The 20,964-nt window shown below is 56.9% G+C and carries 1 protein-coding gene (running past one end of the window); it reads right to left on the reverse strand.

Annotated features, from left to right (window positions below; genetic code table 11):
* Window positions 1-20,958, reverse strand: partial view of an SdrD B-like domain-containing protein gene (locus tag PZH32_RS10215; protein WP_275208002.1) — the beginning only. Its footprint begins 53,454 nt before the window's first position; the window shows 20,958 of its 74,412 coding nt (coding positions 1-20,958); the start codon lies at window positions 20,956-20,958; its stop codon lies off the left edge, out of view.
* Window positions 20,959-20,964 lie beyond the last annotated feature (6 nt).

Genomic DNA, 20,964 nt, shown 5'->3' on the forward strand with positions numbered 1-20,964 from the left:
GCCCTCGCCCTCGTCGGGATCGGTCGCCTCGGGCGTCACATAGTCTGCCAGGGCATCGTTGGCAATGGCCACGTATCCTGTGTTTACTTTGGAACGGTCATAGGTATAGAACGTCGTTCCCTCGGCCAACGCATCAGCCGTCAACTCGTAAGTTGCGCCTTCAAGCTGCTCGAAGAGGCTCTTGACCTCGTTTTCGCCGTTCTTGTCCTCTACCGCCTCACCGGAATCGACATCGGCGTAGGCCGCGCGGCTCACGGTGTCGAAGTACATCTTGGAGACGAAGATAAGCGAGCGGTCATAACGAGATACCGTGTAGTTGTCGGCCGTGGTGTTCAGGACGCCATCGCCATTGGCAGCGTAATTGGCAAGCTTGCCGTTGGCCGTCGTGATCGTGCTGTCATTGCTCGTGCCAAAACCGGGCAAATCGAGAGGAAGCTCACGGAAGCAGTCTAAATGATTATATGTTTGAATGGTTATACAACGCTGTGTCTCGAAATTCGAGTCGGTATAGCCGCGCAGGAAGATGTTCTGCTTGTCGATGGAGCCGGCAGACCCATCAGCACTGGTGGCCATATCCTCAGCCATGTCCTTCCACGAGTACAGTTGGAAGAGCGTGGGCACCTCGATACCCATGTCGTAAACCTGCTGCTCGGTCAGGTAGAAAGATCCGTCGGCCTGCAGCGGAATGCGCACGCGGCCGTCATCGGTCACCCTGAAGGGATAGTTGCCGTAACGATCCGAGTTGGTAAGCATTTCCTTAGTCAGACCGCTGGTGGAAAGATTTGCCTTGGTAGCGCCGCGTGCCTGCAAACTGTTGCCCGTGGTGTACTCGAGCTCGAAGCCAGCGAGCTTGCCGTTCTTGTTGTAATACGGCCACAGCACAATCTTGGACAGAACGTAGCCTGGATTGGTTGTCTTACTCTTTGCATCTGCTACCTGCGAAGGCGAATAGCCGAAGATGCGAATCTTGCCCACCTTGTCATCGGGGAAGCACTTGAGGTAGTTACGTGAGATGTTGTAATCAATGGGATGGAAGCCCGTGAAGCTGCCCACATAGCCGTTGTTGTTCGTCGTTGTGGCCTTTTCAGCGCGCACGCGCTCGAATTCAATAGGGAACGTGATGTTCACATCGGTATCGTCCAGTTTGGAGATGGCCGACTCGTTCTTAAGCGTTGCCCAGTAATTGAAGGTCTTGGCGTAGGGCACCGACACCTCGGTGCGGTTACCGTCGGAGGCGTAAGAGGTAGAATCGCTTACCGTTGCACCCGTATAGTTGGCCTGATCGCCATAGCGCACGTAGGAGTGAACCTCCATATAAGGACGGGCCACCGAGAGGGCCGCGCACTTGCGCACGCTATCGTAGAGGTACGTGCCCGAGAGCGTGCCAGCTTGGTTCTGCGAGTACTTCTGAGCCTCGTCAGCGTCGCTCGTATTCACGTTGGTCTTATCTTGCCACAGCGTAGGCGAGCCGCCCGTGTTCTGCACTTGGTTTTTGGCAGCTTCTCCGCGGGTATCGAACGCACCCTTCTGCTTCAAGTACCAACGCGCATGAAGTGTTTGGTTATGCGGGTAATTCCAACGATAGTAGTAGGTGGAGCCCGAGGTGCTGTAGTGCGTGTAGTAGTTGTTCACGCACGGAGTAAGCGTGCTCTTGCTGGAGATGCCATTAAGGGAAGAGCCGATAACTGCGTTCGTGTTCACGGGCGCTGTGTTGCCCACCGAGTTGTACCAATCGGTCTTGCCCGTAGCCGTCACCTTGAGCTCCCCGCGAGCGTCGTCGGCATCGGTGGCGCTGTTGTTGGCGGAGCTCACGCCCACCTTGCTCTCAGCGCGCCAGGAAGGCTCGATGGAGTCGTACTCGAAATCGACCTGGTACAGATAGCAGTCATCAATGGTATAGGCCGTCGTATTCTGGTAGATCGTGCCAGTATAGGTGCTGCTCGTGTAATCCACCGAAGAACCGCTGCTCGGCTTTGCCGTGCGCGGAATAGAGGTCGTTGCGTTATAGCCGTAGTTGTTGTAGGTGTTGACCAACTTCTCGAACACCACGGTTTGCGGCTGATCGTCGCCCGAAGGAATATTATTCACGGTCAGGTTGCCGTCGGCGTTGTTCCACAGCGAGCTGAAATCAAGCGTCGTGGCAGAGCCGGCCGCAGAGAGGATAGAGGACGTTGCAGGCACCTTGATGATGAACTTCTCGCCGTTCGGCTGATAGAACGTCAGGTTCACCGAGGAAAGCGCGCCCATGGTCTTGAGCGCGGTGCCTACTTCGAGGGTCTTCGTCTTGAAGCCGCGCACCACACCGCGATATCCGTAGAAGTTGTTGGTATCCAAATCGGCCGTCGTGCCGGCATTGGCCTCGTCGTAGCCAGGAGCCAGCATGGTCTTTGCCTTCATGGACACCGACTCGATGCGCATGGAGAGCGTGGCCTTGTCCGAGCGGGCGCGGCTGGCATTGCGCAGCGTGAAGATATAGCCGGTGTCATCAGCCTTGTTGGAAACGGTGACCGTTGCCGTCTGGCTGGCCACGGTGCCGTTGTCAACATATTCGGGCGTGGTAGAGGTCGCTGCCGACGCGGGACGACCCGACGTACCGCGGAACGCCGTAGCCTCAGAGGCACCTGCGAATTGGATTATCGTTAGCGGCTTGGTCGAGGAGCGATCGATGTTGCCATAGAAGCTCGACAACGGGAAATAGTACATCGTCGACGACATCTGGTGGTTGTAGGTATTGTTGATCTCTGCGTTCGAAACAGAGCTGGGCGTGCCGTGCGTGCGCACGTCGCCGTACACGCGCATGGTGAGCGTCGTATTCATACCCTGCTTGTTGGCAGCATCCAGACCATCCTCAGGATAGGTCTCGTACAGCTCGGCACTCATGGTGGAGTACACAAGGCGCACATTGGAGATGACCTTGAAATCGGTCTCCCCTGCCTCGTTGGTGCGCAGCTCGATGCTGGCGCCCTTATCGGCAAGCTCCTTGAGACCGGCCTCGGTCATGGGAAGATGCGCCGTGACCTCGTTAACCGACGAGTTGCCCGAGGAGGCAGCCGTCGTGAAGTCGATGGCACCGTCGGCATTCTGAACCAGCAGCTCGATCGTAGCATCGTCGAGCGTCACCACGGCAACCGGCTTGGTACGTGAAATCTCGTTGCCGTTGGCGTCGCTGACTACCACCTCACCAGTCTGCGGGTCAACCGTGGTGACGCTGGTAATCTGATTGCTCGCATTGCGCGCCACTACCTCCTGGGTATGAGGCACGCTCGTGTTGCAATCGTAGAGCCACAGCTTGTCGATCTTGCCAGCGCGGTTGTACCAACGGTAATCGGTCTCGGTCGTGTCCGCCGGAAGCTTCGTGCGGTAGTTATCACCATTGGCATAGCGGAAGTAGCCGTCAATTTGCATCTCCTCGGCAATAAAGCCGCGAGCCTCGCTCACGATGCCGGAAGTGTTGAACTTGCTCACACCATTGTTGTCCACGGTCGTCTTCATGTAGGAGACGCCGGAAAGCGACAGATCAAGGTAGCTGTTCTCCGCTGTCGATTTGCTCTTGTTGGTAAGGATGTACTCGTACCACGCATCCTCGCGCGGGTTGTCGTCGCTGAACACCGAGGTACCGTGCACCTGACCTGAAGCCAGGGGCTTACCGTCGTTGAAGTTCTCGTAATTACCCTCGCCCCAACGATAAGGCACCGTGGAAATGGTGGTGTTGAGGGTACCTTCAATAGTGCGATCGTTGGTAAGCGGACGATGGGTAACCGCGTCGGTTTCACGCTTGGATTCGCTCGTCTCGCCACCGGTCCAGTTGAAGAAGGTGCGCAGCTCGGGCTCGGCGGTAAGCGGCGTCATCTTGGCGTAGTCGCCGTCAATGGTGCGCGTAACCGTGTTGCGGTTCCATGCCTCGGTCTTGTACTCCGTAGAGAACTCGGCGTTGAGAGACATGGTGGTTGCACGCGTGGGCACGCCGAATACCTCGACCACGGCCGTATCGGCACTTGTCGGATCAGTCGAGGTCACCTTAGAGGCGAAAGCCGGCAGATGGAGCACCATGCGAGTAACGTAGAGGCTGTCCTCGCATTCGGTATCAATCTTGGAGTCGTGGCCCATGCCGTCGGGATGCGTGCAGCTGTCGGCGTGCGCGTACCAGGCCGCCTCCGGCACCGCAACAACCCAGTTGCCGTCGGCATCGGTGGTCACATAATCGGCCAGATAGATGGGCTGGTACTTGGGCGTGCCGTCGGCGTAGGTATACACCTGGTCGCCGGTTTTCTCATCAGCCGGCGTGGTGTCGGCCGCACCCCCCATCTCATGAATGGGCTTGCTCGGCACGGAAGCAACCGTGATGGTCTCATCGGCGTAGCTGCCGTTGCCCTGCAGGCGGCGAGCCTGGATGCTGCGAGAGAACGTCGTATCATCAGCTCCCACGGCGTACACATCGAGCGTGCAGCCGGCCAAAGCCTCCTGCACCTCTTCCTTCGTCAGCGCCTTCACCGCGGCGGCGTCCACCGTGGCGTGGTCGTAGCCACCAATCTCTTCAAAACCAAAGGCATTGGTTACCGCATGGGGCGCGTCAGCACCGTCGGTCAAGCCAGCGGCCTTCTTGTCTGCCACGTACTTAGCAAGAAGCGCGTTCATGGCGGCGGCGTTCAGGTACACCGTGTTCACCTCGAAGCCGCGCCACTGGCCATCAACCAGCTCGCCGTAGATGGCGGAGTTTCCTGCGCCATCAGACCCGTCGTAATTGTCGCGATAGCTCGTGCCCGTGGCCGGCTGACGGTCGCCCGTAGATCCCTTATCGCCATCGAACATGGTGCCGTAGTAGCCGCCAATGGTGATGCGGGAGGAATCCATGCCGTAAGACGAGTCGTTGGTCAGCGGGAAGCGCCAGCCAGAGTTCATTGAACCCATGAGCGTCTCAAGCGTGCCATGGTTGTAAGGCAACGTACTTGTGATGTCGCCATTCTTGTCGCGCTCAAGCGACCATTCCATGGCGCTGGTCAGCTCACCGGCGTGCTCGGCATACAGGTACGTCACCGCACCAATGCGCGGTTTCACCGGGTCCACCTCAGTCACAAGCGTTGCGGCATCGACAATGTCCATGCCGTTAGAACGCACATAAGGCGTCTTGTAATCGGTTCCGCCATAGCGGCTTGAGCCAAGCGTTACGTTCGTGAGCGCACTATTGCCGTACTTGTCCTTCGACTGAGACTGGTTGAAGAACCCAGTCATGTAATTGCCCCACGTGCCGTAGGTGTCAATTGTGTGATCCCAGGTACCCGCATGGGCCGCACCGGCCAGATGCCCCACCCCGGCGTCGTTGACCGTGGAGTCATAGCAGGTGGTGAACGTAGAGGCCAACGTGATGTTGCGCTGAGAGGTGTCCGTGCGACCAAGTACGTCGATAACGGCATCATCGGCCTCACGTACGCCGGCGTTGAAATGGTACATATCCACACGCACCTGCGAGAAGTAGCCCTCGCCCCATACCGTGCTGGGAATGATAAGGTTGCCGTCGGCATTGTACTCGGCGCCCGCTGCGAACAACTGCGGAAGCGTGAAGGTATAGGTAACCTTCGGAACGTCGTTCTCGAACTCCGTTGTCACCGTAGCGCCCGTGGCGGCGTCGACAACGGTTCCCTCAGTGAATTTCGCAGGATCGGCCGGCTCGAGGTCGGCATCGCCATCTCCTTCGGCATCACCGCTCTCGTCGCCGTCGCCGGACCCATCCGCGCCCTCGCCCGTGCCTTCTCCCGCACCCGCGGAGGGCTGGGGCGTCACCGGATTATCGCGCTTCGAAGAGGGATAGGTGACAATCTTAATCGTCTTTATGGCATTGCCGAGTTGCCCCTTGTTGTACGAGCTGGTCACTGCTTTGCCCGCTGCGTTGGTAATGCCGTTGCCGGTCATCGCATCAGCATGCCACGTCGCATTGTCCCAGGTAGCGGGATCCCAGGTAACGGCCTCGAGCAGACCGTGAGACAGCGAGATGTACTTCGCATCGAAAGCGCGGAAATCGTTATCGTAATCCTCGGCCTCAGAAGCAGGCACGGCATCTTTCGCCATGGCGCCCACGGAGATGTAGGAATCGAACATCTCGTAGTCACGGTTGTAGATGTTATGGTCGGGCGCCCACACGGAATTAGCGTAGTTGTTGGACGTAATGGTCGTGGGATTAGCGTAGTTCGTGTAGGTGAAACGCCAGCCGGCACCGAAGTAGCGCAGCCAGGCAGTCGTGGTCTTGTTGAGGCTGCTAGCGGCAATAGAGCCGAGCGGCGAGGCATCGTCCACAAAATAGCTCGTCGCCGCCACCTTCTGAGAGGAGGCGGGCATATGAGCGTAGAGGTAGCCCAGATCCTTTGTGTTCGTCAACTCGCCATAGCTGTTCGGCGTGTACTTATAGTCGCCATCGTAGCTTACGTACTTGCCCTCAGAGCTGCTATACGTCTGGTTCTGATACAGGTTGTTCCAGGCTTCGAAGCCGTAATTCGTCTTGAACTCGGCATTCATGATAACGGTATCGTACATCCAATCGCGGTACTGCTCTACCGAGGTGCCATCACCGTACTCCCAGCCATGGTTGATGCACCAGGTGTCCGTAATAGCAGTTTTCTTGGTCACATCCGGAGAGTCAATGGCATAGCCGAAGAAGTCGACATAGGCCTCGGTACCGAGAACCTGACGCCAATCTTTATTTGCCTGAATCTTCGACTGTTCGCGGGTGTAATCGGCCTGGAAATAGGTGTACTCGATCTTCATGCCGCACAGATCGCCCATCATCCACATGGAGGGATCAAGCAGCACATCGCCCTCTTCAAGCTCGATACCCGAGGCATCGCCGTCTTCGTACACGATGTTGCCATCGTCATCGGTCTCGTAGACGATGTTCCCCTCGTCGTCACGCAGAACAGTGCCGTCCTCGTCGGTAGCGGGAACCGGCTTTATGTGTTTGCCGGCATACCAGGCTTCGATCTGCTCAGCCGTGTAGGTAGTGTGCTTGACCTCGGCAGCGGTGGCGGCGTTAGTAGTGGTGCCGATAGTGGAAAGCATCTTCGCATCGCGCGGTACCCAGTACAGCGTGACGGAATCGATACCGTTTACCTCGACCTCTTCCCCATCGACAACGTCCGTGTGCAGGCCGGCCTCATAGAGCTTGGCGGACAGCGATAAACGCGTCGTCCGGAAACCCGTATTCTCCAGCAGTGCGGGCGCATCAGCCGAAGAAGTCGGTCGGATGTCGCCAAGACGGTAAATGGCGCCGTGGGTAAGCGCGTAGCGCGACTTGTTAGAGATGAGCGCACGATATCCTACCGCCTCGTCGCGCCAGTAGGCCCGCGGTTCGGTTCCGTACGTGTAGCTGCCAATGACCGAATGGTTGCTGTTCGCATACCCCCCGTGGGTGGAAGACGAATTCGCTCCATTGTAGGTGCCCCACTTGGTCGAGGGAGAGCCGTAGCCCGTAGCCTCGTATTTGTCCAAGTCGCCAAAGGCCTTGTTGGCCGTATCGGCATCCTTGTACGAGTACATGGTCGTTACTGGACGCGTCGGCGGCAGCGCAATATTCAAGCGGCTGTAAGCCGTATAGGTATAGGGCGCTAAACCTCCCATGGAAGCGTCCTTCTTGATCCACGTGTTCTCATAGGAGCCGCCCGGGCTGACCCATACACCGTTGCTCCAGTAACCGCCCGTCGGCTTCCAATAGGTGAAGTTGCCCGGCCAACCCGCCGTGCCCGTGCTCCAACCCGATCCGTAGCGGTTGCTGTACCAGCTATGGTACGTGTAGATCGGATTCGGCTGATTCATTTCCGTGGAGAATGTGTTGTAGGCGCCAACGGAATAGCCGTCAGAGTAGTACGTCGCACCGTTAATATTCGGATAATGGCTCGCACTGTAGTTGTAGTTCTGATACAGAGCGTTGGGCTGCCAATAAGGCTCATAGGCGCTCGACGAACTGCCACGGTACATAGACAAAGTGCCATAGCTGCTCGACGCGCTATTGCTATTGTTCTTGTTGTTGTAATTCCACCAGTCGGTGATCCAGTCGGTACGGAAGACTGAAGTCATGGTCCAACCCACCCAGCGGTAGGTGCCTTCGCCCCAGAACTCTACGAACGCACGGTCGTAGTCTGCCAGCTGATCGGCATCAAAGGCCGTGCGGCTCTTGAAGTCTCGCAGATGCATCTCAATATTACGGAAGTAGTGACCGCCCCAGAACTCACGATTCAGAATAACATCGCCATCGGGCTGACGGTACGCGAGCACGTTGCCCTCGGCGTCGGTGACCTTAGCGGTCATCTCGTCATCACCGCTGACAATTTCGGCCGCGGCCACGCCAGGCACATTGGCGAAAATGGTCTCCATTATCGGCGTCGTGCCATCGGATTCGAACACCGGGTTGCCATCGGCATCGAGCTTCTGGGTCTGAAGGTCGTCGTTGGTCTTGGCTGTGGCCAGCGCGATAAGATCCTCGCCCTTGAGAGTCAAGGTCTCGTCAACGGCAGCCATGGTGTTGCCGTCCTCATCTACCTTATACGGCAGGTAGGTGAGCGTAACGTCCTTCACCCGTCCGATGCCGTAGGTATCCACGTCCAGCAGCTGCTTGGTGAAGGCCACCTTCTTCGTAGTGAAGTTCACCCATGCGCGCTCCTTCTTACCCGCGATAACTTCTTTGTCGTCCTTGTTGTCGAAATAGGGGATCTTGCGCGTAGCGAAGTAAGCCTTCTGCATGGTGAAGTGGCCGTTTTCAGTGGAGAGGTTGTTCTTAGCAGTAACCTTCCCCTCTTCGTCAATAGCGTCGGCCACATCGGCGGTGTTGTTGTTAGACAGGGTGAAGCGATAGCCCGAGCCCTCATCCTCATAATAACCCGTCGTCTCACTGCCAACCGTGCCAATACCGGAGTTGTAGCCCTTGATGAGGCCGTTCGAGCCTTCCACGCCCTTCTCCTGCGGCGTACCGTCCGTGTGGTCATCGTAGCCGTACTCGGAAGTGGCATCAGTGGAGCGCATGAAGGTCTGCGCTTTGATCGTCTCGTTCACCTCATAGGGGCGGCCCATGAGCCAGGCGGTGGCAGCACCGTTATGGTAGGCATTAGCGCCCTTCCAGTACTTGCCCCACTCGGCAACGCAACGCTTGAACTGCGGCATATAGGCGTTGTAGTGATTGTAAACATAGGTCACGTCATTATGGTTCTTTGCATCGTTGAAGATACTGCTGCTCACCGAGGCCATGAACGTAACGAAGTCGCCCACGCGCGTGTAGCCTTCGCCATAGGCAGACGGGGTATTGGAGTTCCATGCCCACACATTCGGCCAACTGTCCCAGGTGTAGCCGGCATAATTGGTACCGTAGGGACGGCTCGGCTCGTCGCGATCATAGTGCCAGCCAGCGTAATCGTACGTGCAGCCGAACCAGGCGGAAAGCGGCATGTCTCGCACGTTGTCTGCATAGCCCCACAGATCCACATAGGCATCATCGCTCTTGGTGGTGGCCGTGTTGTCAGCGTAGCCAGTGTTCGGCTTCACCTCGTTGAACTTCACCACCACGTTGGTGATGTAGCCTTCCTCCCATTCCTGCCAGGGAATGATGAGGTTGCCGGCATCGAAATGAGCGGCCTCGTCGCCAACAACGAAAGCACCGTCGGCTACGGTATCCCAGGTGATAGACCCTGCAGAATCGATGGTGCCATCAGCCTTGTAGGGATAGGTTCCGCTCTCAACCACCGAGCGATCGGCGGCATTCTTCAAATAGCTGTAGGGCAGCACCATGGTCTTTTTCTTAGGCGCCTTGAGCGCTTGGCCCGTGATGCTCGTGGTAACCGAGGTCTTTGGGAAATAGGTGATCTCCACCTGTTTTATGTCAGTATTATTCACCAGAGCCGCAGAAAGCGCGATGGACTTCGTATGGAAGCCGCGTACCACGTTCTGATACTCCTCCACATCATCGGTGCCGGGAATGACCTCCCACGACACTTCTGTGCCCTGAGGTGTAAAGGCTGGGTACTTCTGGCCGGCGTTTGCCGGATTCATCCAATACTTGCCATCCTGGGTGCCAATCTGCAGCTCGCTTTCCCACATGGAACGGGCGCCGTTATGCACATTGAAGCGATAGGCAGCGCCGTCCTCACCCCACCAGGCCTTGGTCTGGCTGGTAGCACCAAGCGTAGTCAGATCGGTAATAGCTGCAGCTTCCGTAGCGCTCTTATCGGCGCGGAAGTAGGTGTTGGCCTCTACTTCGATCTTCGGCTGACCGCCAATGGCGTAGAGGTTCGCCTGGTCTTGGGCGAAGGTACGCTCGCCATCGGAGTTGTTTCCCGAGCTGGCTCCGTTGCCAATGCCGTAGCGCGTGTTCCAGCTCTCGTTCGGATAGAGGGCCTTCAGCTCGGAATCGGCATCGACGACTACGTAGTAGTTGCCAACATAGGCATAGCGGCCAAGGTACTGACGGTCGATGCGACTTGTAGAGGAGCCCGCGTTACCGCCGCCCCAGCAGCCCCAGCCGTGGGTCTGGCCCACATGCACCACGTTGTAGGAATCGCCGTAGCTGTACGCGTCGTCCGACTCGGCGTAGTAGGGATCCGTAGCGTTGTTCACGTTCGGTGAATCGATGCCGTAACCGAAAAGGTCTACGTAGGCATTGTCGGCCACCGACAGATTCGCATCCACTTGCTTGAACTTTACCTCGAAGTAATAGGCATCGCCACCGAGCCAGCCCTCAGTGGCCGGGATGTTGATGGGCACGCCCGCATCCTGCTTGCCATCGCCATTCGCATCAGTTCCCCACTTCTCGAGGACCTGCTCCCACGTCCAGGTAGTGGAAACAGCCTTGCCATTGGGGTCGGCAATGGCCGAGCGGTTCACAATGCGATGCGAATTCGACTGCGGGTTTGCATGGTTCCACGCCGTCAACTGAGCACCGGAGGTGTACTTCGTATAGGCGGGCACCGACTTGATGGTCACGGTTTCAATGTCGGAGTTCTCCAACAGGCCCGAAGAAAGGGTCATGTACGTGGTGTGGTAGCCGAGGTTCTTGTCCAAAGCCTCGCCAGGTTTATCCCCCTTCTTGTGGCCATCGCCATCAGAGGTCCAGGCGGCGTCGTCCCAGCGCGGTGTAAGATTGCCGATGGTGAGCTTTGCGCCCAAGTACATGGCAAAGTCGGTGTCGTTCGTGACAACGGCACGGTAACCGCTCGTTTCCTCGTTGCGGTAAGCGATAGGCTTATCATCACGCACCTCGGAGGAAGTGATGGGGTACTGGGTGTAGTAGTTGCTGTTGAATATACCCTTTTCGCGATCAGTGCCGGTGTTGTAAAGCGTCGTCTTGTTCATATGGATGGTGTTGATACCACCATAGGTATTCGTCTTGCCAGCGGTGGGCGTAACAGTCTCCTCACCCGGCGTCGTAACGCCTGCCTCGTAACCGTAGGCACCCATATTCATGGTCGGGCGGATGGGGGGCAGCGTCGAGTACAGGCTCACAGCGCTTGTCCAGGAACGGGTCCACTCTTCGATGGCCTGCTTCGTCTTGAACGTAGTGTTCAGCTGGAAGGTACCAAGGTTCGTGGTTTTACCATACAGCTCCACATACGCATTGGTGCTCTCGTTCACCCAGCTGTTGAAGGTACCGTAGTCAAGCGTCAGAGATACCAGGTAACCTTCATTCCAGGCGCTCCAGTCGATGAGGTAGTTGCCCTGGGCATCGATGGTGACCCACTCCGGCTTGCTCACCGTGGCGCTCGACGTCGTTGCCTCGGTGTAGCCCTTCCACGAGGAGTCGGAGGAGCTGTTCACCGAGATGCGCTCTTGATAAATATACTCGATAAGATCGTGCAGGCTCATGGTCTTCAACGTGGCCTTGCCCGTATCGGTGATCTCATAGAAGGAAATCGAGCCGGTAATAACCTTGCCCGCATAGGTTGCCTGGTTCTCCGTGATGGCAGCATCCGAATCAGCTTTGAAAAGCTCCTTGGAAAGCTTGATGCGATGGGTCTCGAAGTCGACAAGCTTCTCGACGGCATCGGCAGAGGCCTCCAAGTCACGCGCGTCCTTCAGCGCATGAGCAGGCAGCGTTTCGATGGTGAAATGCGCACCCAAGTTGATAACGTATTTCGTATCGTTGGCAAGGTTCACGCGGTAGCCCGAGCCCTCATAATCATAGTAGGCCTTGCGGTTCGGTACCGCAGAGCTCGACCACACGGGCGCATCGGTACCGGTCTGCGACTTCGTACGAATGCCGGAACGGTAACCGAGCAGCGGGCTCGAGTAACCGTTGGAGGTAAGGTAGCTTCCCTCCGGATCGGCAGCGCGTTCGCTGTCGCCGCGCATATCGGAGAAGGCCTTTACGATGGGGGTGCCATCGGCCGGATAGGGTGAACCGTTGAGCACGCCCAGAGAGTCAACCGCCGTATTCCATTTCGGATTCGCGTAGTTCGTGGAGAACACACCGCCAAGCCACATGGTGTCCTTATTGGTGACGGTACCGTAAATATCAAGGTAGGCGCCATCCTCAAGCGTGAGACCGCTCCCGAAACTCGTGAGGCACTGTTCCACCCCGCGTAGATAGTAATTCGACTTCCACAGCATGCACTCCGCCAGCGTCACGACAATGCGGCCATCGTCGAGCAGAGAAATACCATAGTTGGCCGGATAGCTCTTGTAGAATGCGGTCATTTGATCAAGCAGCGGAACCGAGCTGTTCTCATCGTAGGCGCTCGTGAGACGGAAGGTTGCCTTATCTTCCTCGGTGTAGACGTCCTCCCCCGTGGCCGTTGCAATAAGCGTGCGGAACGCAAGGCCAGGAATGGTGAGTTTGCTCGAAGTCTGCACGTTCGAGGTATTGTTAGCGTTGTAGTACTCCAAAATCAGATCGCTCGGCACACCGCCGCGACGCACCTGACCCTTTGTGGCCACCGCTCCGGGGCAAGAGGCCGTATGATTGTGGTTGGCCGTGCACGTATCGGACACATAGACCGTCGATTCCGTGGTCTGCCACAACGCCGGAGACAGGGCAATAGCCGTAGCCTCATAGTCGGCCTGCGTGCCCGACATGTAATCGATCTTAGTAGTATGAGCCACCGCGCCCTTGCAGGAAGCGGTGTGAATGTGGTCTTGCATGCACATGCAGGCACTGGAGTGCACATGGCCCTGGGTGGCATCGTCGCACTCGGGCACGTAGACAGTGTCTGACTCGTCCACCGACTCCACGGCCTTGCCCGTGCCCTGGCTTTCCTTCAACACCACGCCTGCCTTAATGACGGCATCACCAATGTCGAAGGAAGAATCGTTGGCTACCGTGATACGCCAGCCGCTGCCTGGGTCGCCGATGTAGCCCTCGAAGAGTTTGTCGGTGCCAGCGTCGTCCTTCTCCACCACGCGCGCCATGGAGGCGGTTGCGGGCTTTTGCTGCTTGTTGGACACCTGCTCGACGTACTCGAAGTTACCGTTGCGACGGATACCACGATTCGTGCCATCGGAGTAGTAGATGTTGTTAGCGTTGTCGCGACGCAATGTGAGCACATTGGTCACTTCTTTCGTACGCTGCTCTTCAGCAGATACCTTGTAGGTGAACCAGCCGTCCGACGACACATAACCCGTATGCTCGCCATCGGTATACTCATCGTACGTGGTGCCGGAAACCGTAACGGAGCCGCCCGTCTTGGTAAAGGAAGAGGGGCCGGGCTTGGTAGCCGTCTTTCCCTCAGAGTCTGTATAGGTGAACTGACCGTCCTCGGCGATATATCCCTGGTTACCCGATCGGTCGATTACCAGAGCGTGGCCGGCGCCATCGGTCTTCTGACGCTCGGTAATGGCAATGCGCTCGGTAGTGGCACTCTCGCCCTCACCCGTGGTGATAACGAAATCGGTGCCGTCCACAATACCCTCGCGACCAGCTTCATCCGTGTAGATGAGCTTGTTGTTCGCATCCATACGATTCGAAGCCGTGAGTTTCGAGCCGTCGGCATACAAGTCCGTGGCAGGCTCGAAAAGGAAGTCCTTCGTGGCTGTCTGATCCACGTTCACCGAATAGGTAAACGTGGTGCCGGACAACGTTCCACGATGGCCTTCGCTGTCAAGATACTGCTTGGTCGCCCCCGTGACGGATTCCGCCTCGCGCAAGTCGAACGATTTAACCTGCTGCTCCTCATTCTGGTCAAGATAGATGAAGTTTTTGCCGTCATAGATACCCTGCGTGCCCTCGGAGTCGGTATAGCAGAGCTTGTGCGTGGCAGCATCGAAGGGCACGGTCCGAGTAACGGAGCTGGTAGAGCCGTAGTAGAAGATACCATCCTTGATGATGCCCTTGTTAGTGCCGTCGGTGTAGTAGATATTTCCGTCGTTGTCACGCTCGTATTCAAGGTTGCCCACAAAGGCGTTCGGATCACCAGGCGTCTGGCTCTCGCGCATGCCGGTGGTGGTCACCTGAAGGCGATACGGAGCCTTGCGCGTGGTGAACGAGGCCGTGGCACGCGCCGAAACGTTACGGCCGGAGAACGACGCCGCCAGGTCCTCATAGGCGGTCGTGAAGGTACCGGTCATCTCCATCGTATCGAGCTCTTCGGGCGTACCCTGCACTTCCACGTACATCTTCGAGCCCGTTTTGATGTCCTCTTTGCCGTTCACACGGTTGAATTTGATGGTCATCGAAACGAAATAACCGGCATTGAGCCAGTCTTTCGGCGTAATAACCACACCGTCCTTCTTCCAGGACTTCATGTCTTCCTCGGATTGATCCGCGATAACCTTGCCCTTGGAATCAACATAGAGACCCGTAACCGGATCCTTCTCCCAAATGCGCTCACCGTTGACGATGTAGGCCTGGTTGGCCTCAAGCAGATTGGCAAGGGCGTTGGGATTATTGTTGTCGTCGTTCGTGTAGACGGTCTGCCTCGTTTCCAAAGCCTCTGCAACACCCGGAGCGACAGCAGCGCGGTAATTAATAGTGATACTTGAGATATCGGCATTGTCGAGCAAATCCTGGCTGATGCCAATGCGGGACGTGGTGAATCCCTCAGCCTTATCAGCACCGTAGGCATTGCCCACCGTGAAACTTGCGGGCTCCATCACCGATATGGAAGAGTTGTCCAATTGGAAACGCCAGCCAGCGCCAGAGCGCGAGAGAATGGGCTGACGATCGGGATCGACAGAAGCATTACCGATAGCGCACGTCTCATCATAAAGGTTCGCCGCCATGGCAATGGCGGTACCCGTTACCTTCGGCGTGGGGGCCTGGGCGGTCTCGAAAGAGGCCTCGGAACGATCGGAGCTTTCCGTGGAAGCTGCATAAGAGCTGGCAGCGAAGTTCCACGTGCGCTTGCCATAGTTCACCCAAGCGGCATTGGTGTACGAGGCGTTCGGAATAGTCATCTCGCCCGTGACACGCACTGTAATGGGAAGGCTCTGGTTCTCGTTGATGGGCGTAGCCATGGTCATGCGCACATTGCCCGTGAAGTTGTAGATAGTCTGATCGTCGGAAAGCTTGTGCATGGAAATGCCGGGCAGCGGGCTCATCTGACGATCGATCATGCGCTGGGCAATGGTGCGTGCGTCGGTTTTCGATTCACCCAACTTATATATATGCTTGTAGCCAGTGACATTGCCATTGGCATCCTTTACTTCCTCGGAGCGATCGTACTCCGGACGACCGAGGTTGATCCAGTAGACGTCATCCTCATCATCGCCCTCGGCAGGCGTGGTGATTTCGAACTGAACCGTGGCGCTATCAGGATAGTACCTTTTAGTGGTATCAAGATCGTCCTTGAAATCGTTGGTTTCGAGGTCGAACCATTCATCGAGGAACTTCTCTTTATCCTCGCGAATAGGCTCATCATCCTCGATGATGAATTCAAGGTTGTGCAGACGGAAGTAGTTCGGGAGCGTGTCCACAATCAAAGGACCGGCGGTCAGCGACGAGGAATTCTCGCCATAGAGCGGCATGTTGCCCTCGGTGGCAAAGTCGCTGATTTCGTAGCTCACCGGCTGACCCAAATAGCTGAAGCGAGAGCTAACCACCTTCGTGGGCTCAGTACGCTTGATGACCGTGGTGGTGGGACGGTTGTTGGCTCCCATCTGGTACTGGTACTTCTCCTCAGCCATCTTCTCAGCCGTCATGGAAGCCTGGGGCAACCCGAACGGGTAGCTGAACTTCGCCACAGAGTCAGACCAGGAATAGTCGCGGCCCACACCAAGCTTGCCGAAGTAAATGGTAGTCAGCGGGTCAAGGTCAACATAGTAACCGTTGCCTTTGAAGCCCACCGTCTCATTAATGTTCGTGGTATAGGGAATGGCAATGAGGAAGCTGTACTCACCCGAGCCGCTTTCCTCAAGAACATTGTTTTCCGGATACAGGTGTCCGCCGCTCTCCGTCGGAACGGTGAAGTTCACACGACCGGACTGGTTGTTCGTCTGGTAGGGAATGGACGCCGTGTTGACAATGGCGTTGCCGTTATCATCGAAGGTAGACTCGATCCTAACAGCACGGGACTCATCGGTGTCCTCGTATTTCACGACGCGCTTGACCTTTGAGGACTGGGACGTCGATCCGCTCTCGGTCCCGGAACCTTCTTCACCCTCGGAAGAGCTACCCTCGGAGGAGTCGCTCCCTGAAGAGTCGCCGGCGCTTCCCGAGGAGCTACCCTCCGTTTCGCCGATGTTGGTCGCCTCGATGTAGCGATGGCGCTTGCTCGCGCGCTCCATAATGGAGTCGATGTTCGAAAACTGGCGAATGTCGAGATCCTCGTAGTCCTCCATCTGCCAATTGGTCGTATCGTAGATGAGTACGCCGCCCTGATTCGGCACGCCGACGTATTGCACCTGGGCTGCCGAAGAGCCACCGGATATGGTTTCGTCTTCGCCCTCAACCCACTGGGCATAGAGTATATCGTCCTCAGAGGTAAGCACGTAGTTCGCACCGGCGGCATAAGACGTGCCCGAACCGTCGGGCTTTGTGTTCCAGCCCGTAAATTTCATGTCCTGGCGATGGAATGTGGAAGAGGGAACCGTAATGGTCTGGCCAAGCTGACCCAAAAGCTGAGCCATGGCGCCCGTGCCGCCATTAGCATCGAAGGTGAGATAGTCGGCAAAGGGAATGGCCGGGTTGTCTTCCCCTTCTTTCTTATAGAGTGGGTTCGTGTAGATGGTGCCATCAGAGTACATGTACTGCATGAGGTCTTGCTTGGTGATGCCCTGAGCGTTGTTCTCCTCGGTGTTGTGCGCCGTGAAGAAGTACTCCAGGTAATCAATCTCCGCCGAACCAGACGAGGTGTTCTTCGTGGTCACCTTGTAGACCATATAGTTGTAGCGATCGAACAGCACGTTGTTCGTCTTGTAGCGCGGGTTGTCCTCGGTGCCAAAGTTGATCTCGGTGATGGGCTCATAGGACGTTTCCCACGTAAGGTTTGTCTTCAGCAACGTGATCTTGCGTACCGAGTTGTTGTAACCCTGGCCAATAGTGGCCGTAAGCGTAGCTCCGCGACCGCCAAGGGGATAATAGTACAGCTCGGTGTTGCCCTGGCTGTTGGAGTAGACATGGGCTGTACCACCATAGGTAATAGAACCGCCGGCGTTCTCGGGGATGTTGCCCAGCAATCTCACGGTGCAGTTCGGAGCATAGGCATTTTGTCCCGATACACCCATGTTCATGGAATAGCCAGTGGGATTCGAGCTCAGCTGGCTTCCGTGCCACTCGAACATAAGCTGGCCAGTGAGGCCGGCTCGCAAGTCGAGGCCTTCCAGAGCCTGCTTTACCTGATCGTCTTTCGTCTCCTCAATAAGGTCAGCAAGAATCTGCTCGCGATTAGCCTCCTGGCCAGGCGTCAGATACTTGTCCAACAGAATCATTTTCTCGCCATTCGTATCGGGCACAATAAGATAGATAGACCAGTTGTTCAAAATAGACTGCGTATTGTTGCCGAAATTAATAGCGAACAGAGGAAAGTCATCGGCCTTGGCAGGCTCACCAGCATGGTCGCCTGTAGCGACAAACGTACCACCGGACCAGGAACCGTCGGCCTGCTTGGTACCACGCCAATCGGTATAGCTGTAGGTGGAATCCATACCACCGGAAGCATTCTTATATAAGTAAGGGACGTTCAAGTACAAGCGCGTGCCCATCTCATAATAGCCCTGAGCCTGTTTCTGCTCGTTATAATCAACGAGTTTCGCACTATTGCGCTTGTTCTCGTCGGTGCTTGCGCAATCTTCGTTGACCAGATCGCCCACTTTGTGGTCGCCACTATCTTCAGTATAGGTAGTGGGCTTGAAACCCTCGGCCTCGGCGGCAGCCACTGCCTCGGCGGCCGTCGTGTACTTCTTCGGATCTTTCGACGTGGGATTGTCAATGGCTGAACCAGAGCACGTGTAGACCCACTCCCAGTCGGTACTCTCGTCGCAGACCATAGTGCCAAAGAAGTCCGTAGGATAGCGCGACCATCCGCCCATGTAGCCGGAATTGCCGTTGAAGATGACCTGCATGGACACCGTGGGGGTATCCTTGTCGTTCACCAAGTAAGTGTTACCGCCAAGCGAGGTGGACACACCGCCGGCAACCAGGTTCGGATTGAAGTAGGTTTCGGTAAGCAGGCCGCCAATAGGGCTGGCCGGTGCCATGCCCGCCAACGTGTTAGAAACACCAAGAGCGCGCGCGTTCAATGAGAACAAGCACAGCGACACCTCAACAGGATCGAGCGAGCCGTAGGCCTCGGTCGGAGTGTTAAGAAGATCTTCCATCTTCTCGATGCCCACCATCTCAAGCGTGGTGGAGGAGTAGGAGTCCACCGCCTCCTGAATAGGCTCGAAGTTTGCGGGCTCGGACTCTTCCTCCGGTTCCTCTTCGGCTTCATTCTCATCGGACTCGGCATCGTTGGAGTCATTGTCCGCCGGCTGTTCGGCTGGCTCCTCCGCATCGGTAGGCTCATCGGTGTTGGCCGGCTCATCGCTTGCGGGTTCGTCAGTCGGCTCGGGCTCGGGTTCCGGCTCTACCGGAATCGGGAACGTGACGCTCTGGATGCCAAGATCACTTATATAGGTTGCATCTTCATCAGAGATCGCTTCGTTGATGGACTTAGCTTTCTCCGTTTTCTCTTCCTGCACCATCTTGCCCGACACGTAGGCCCACAGCATTACCGAAGGGGTCTCAGGCGCAAAGCTCTCGTCTTCCTCCGATGCTGTCAGCTTGTCCACGCTGTACGGTATCGCAACATAGAAAACGCGCTTGCCCGTGGTCTTGCCTGTCAGAGCATCGGCCTCAAGCAGGCTACCCTCTTTCACATCAAACGATATTTCGGCAATGCCCTCACCGGCCTCATTCGCCGTTGCAAGCGTGCAACCAGCGGCTTCGAGAGCAGCAGTGTCAAAAGGATCAATCTTAGCGCGCTCTTTGGACGTCAGATCGGTGGCATCGAAGGCAACAACCCGAGAGGTATCAAGCGCTCCTACACCCTCGGCAGTATCAGGCTCATCGGCCACACGAAGGGCATAGCCCTTCTCTTCCAACGATCCCTTGGCTGCCTGAACCGTGATGAGATAGGGGACATAGGCAACCTCCTCCTGCACAACAGGATCGGACGCCTTTTTGATGGTGGTATTGATACCCAGCTGCGGTTCGGCGTTGACCAACGTGACCGTAGCCGCTGCCGAATCAACGTAGTTGTAGTAAACCGAATCGGCCTTGCGAGAACCGTCCTCGTTGCGATCGGCCGTATAGGAGCACACGGCAAAGCCCGTGTTCACCGGGAACGTCAGAGAGGCAGGGGCGTCTTCAGTCACCCATGCCGTCACCACGGGCATCTGGGTACCTGCGGGCATCTGCCCGCGCGTTTCCTTAACGGTAATACCGTTCTCGTCCTGCACGCCCTCGTAACGCAACACGATAGTGCCAGAAAGGCCAGCTGCCAGCTGCTCCGCAGTGCGTTTTTGATACTTATCACCATGCTTGGTGTACACCGACCAACCCTCGGGAAGCACAGACACGGCCAGCACCGCGCGCATGTCGTCCGCTGCTGCACCGCGGGCCTTCCATTCCTCCTCAGAGAGCGTGGTCTTGTAGGTGCCATCCGCCTGCTTGTAGGCAAATGGCGCCTCAAACGTCAGAGCCACCGCATCGGTGCTCTCCAAGCCTCCAAGATGACCGCCGTCGAAGTTCACCTTCGTATTGCCAAGCGAAGGAGCGAGGACAAGGCTCGAGCTGCCGATGTGGTAAGCACCGTCGGAAGCATGTAGAGCATTGGCGATCGCGAGAGAGAACGAGAAGCGATCAGCGAATGCGGCCTTTAACTCATCTTCGGACGCAACGGCAGTATTCAGAATGCCGTCGGCTTTCTTGGCCTGAATATCGTCGGAGATGAAAGGCATGACCTTTTCGGCGTCGACGAGCTCCTCGGGCATCAACGCCTCGATCTCCTCATCGGTGGGAGCCGAGTCGTCCTTGGCATCGTCGCCGGAGGAATCTCCGTCCTCAGACGCCCCCTCAGGCTTGTCATTCGACGCCTGATTGAGATCGCCGTTCTCTACATCGTCGAGGATCTCGTCGCCAGCACCGGAGGCCATAGGCGTGGCATCATCGCCGATGATCATGGAGCGCGCCTCTTCGATGGAGTAGCTGTTCCAACTGGTCAGAGAAACCAAAACGGCCAGCACCACAGCAATGGCCTTGCCCATGGGGTTCAGCTGACGCGGAGCGTTATGGCTGATCACACCGCCTTCGACACCTCCCACCGGAAGCTGGTCGACCGGGGTGTTGCCACCCGGGACGTTGCTGGCGCCGCTCTGGGACGCCTTGCCCGTGTCTGCCGTCTGGGCCCGATGCAGGTTCTGCTCGAAAGGAGCTTTGACCTGGGAATCGTTGGTCTTACCCATGGAAGACACCCCCTCTCCTTCGCCGACATGGGTGCAGCCCGCCGGCTCCGCTTTCGCGTCGCTATGCGCTCGAGTGTCGAATCGCTCGTTGCTATCGAATCGTTCGTTGCTCATGAAAAA

It is taken from the genome of Adlercreutzia equolifaciens (assembly GCF_029076695.1).
Taxonomy (GTDB): domain Bacteria; phylum Actinomycetota; class Coriobacteriia; order Coriobacteriales; family Eggerthellaceae; genus Adlercreutzia; species Adlercreutzia equolifaciens_A.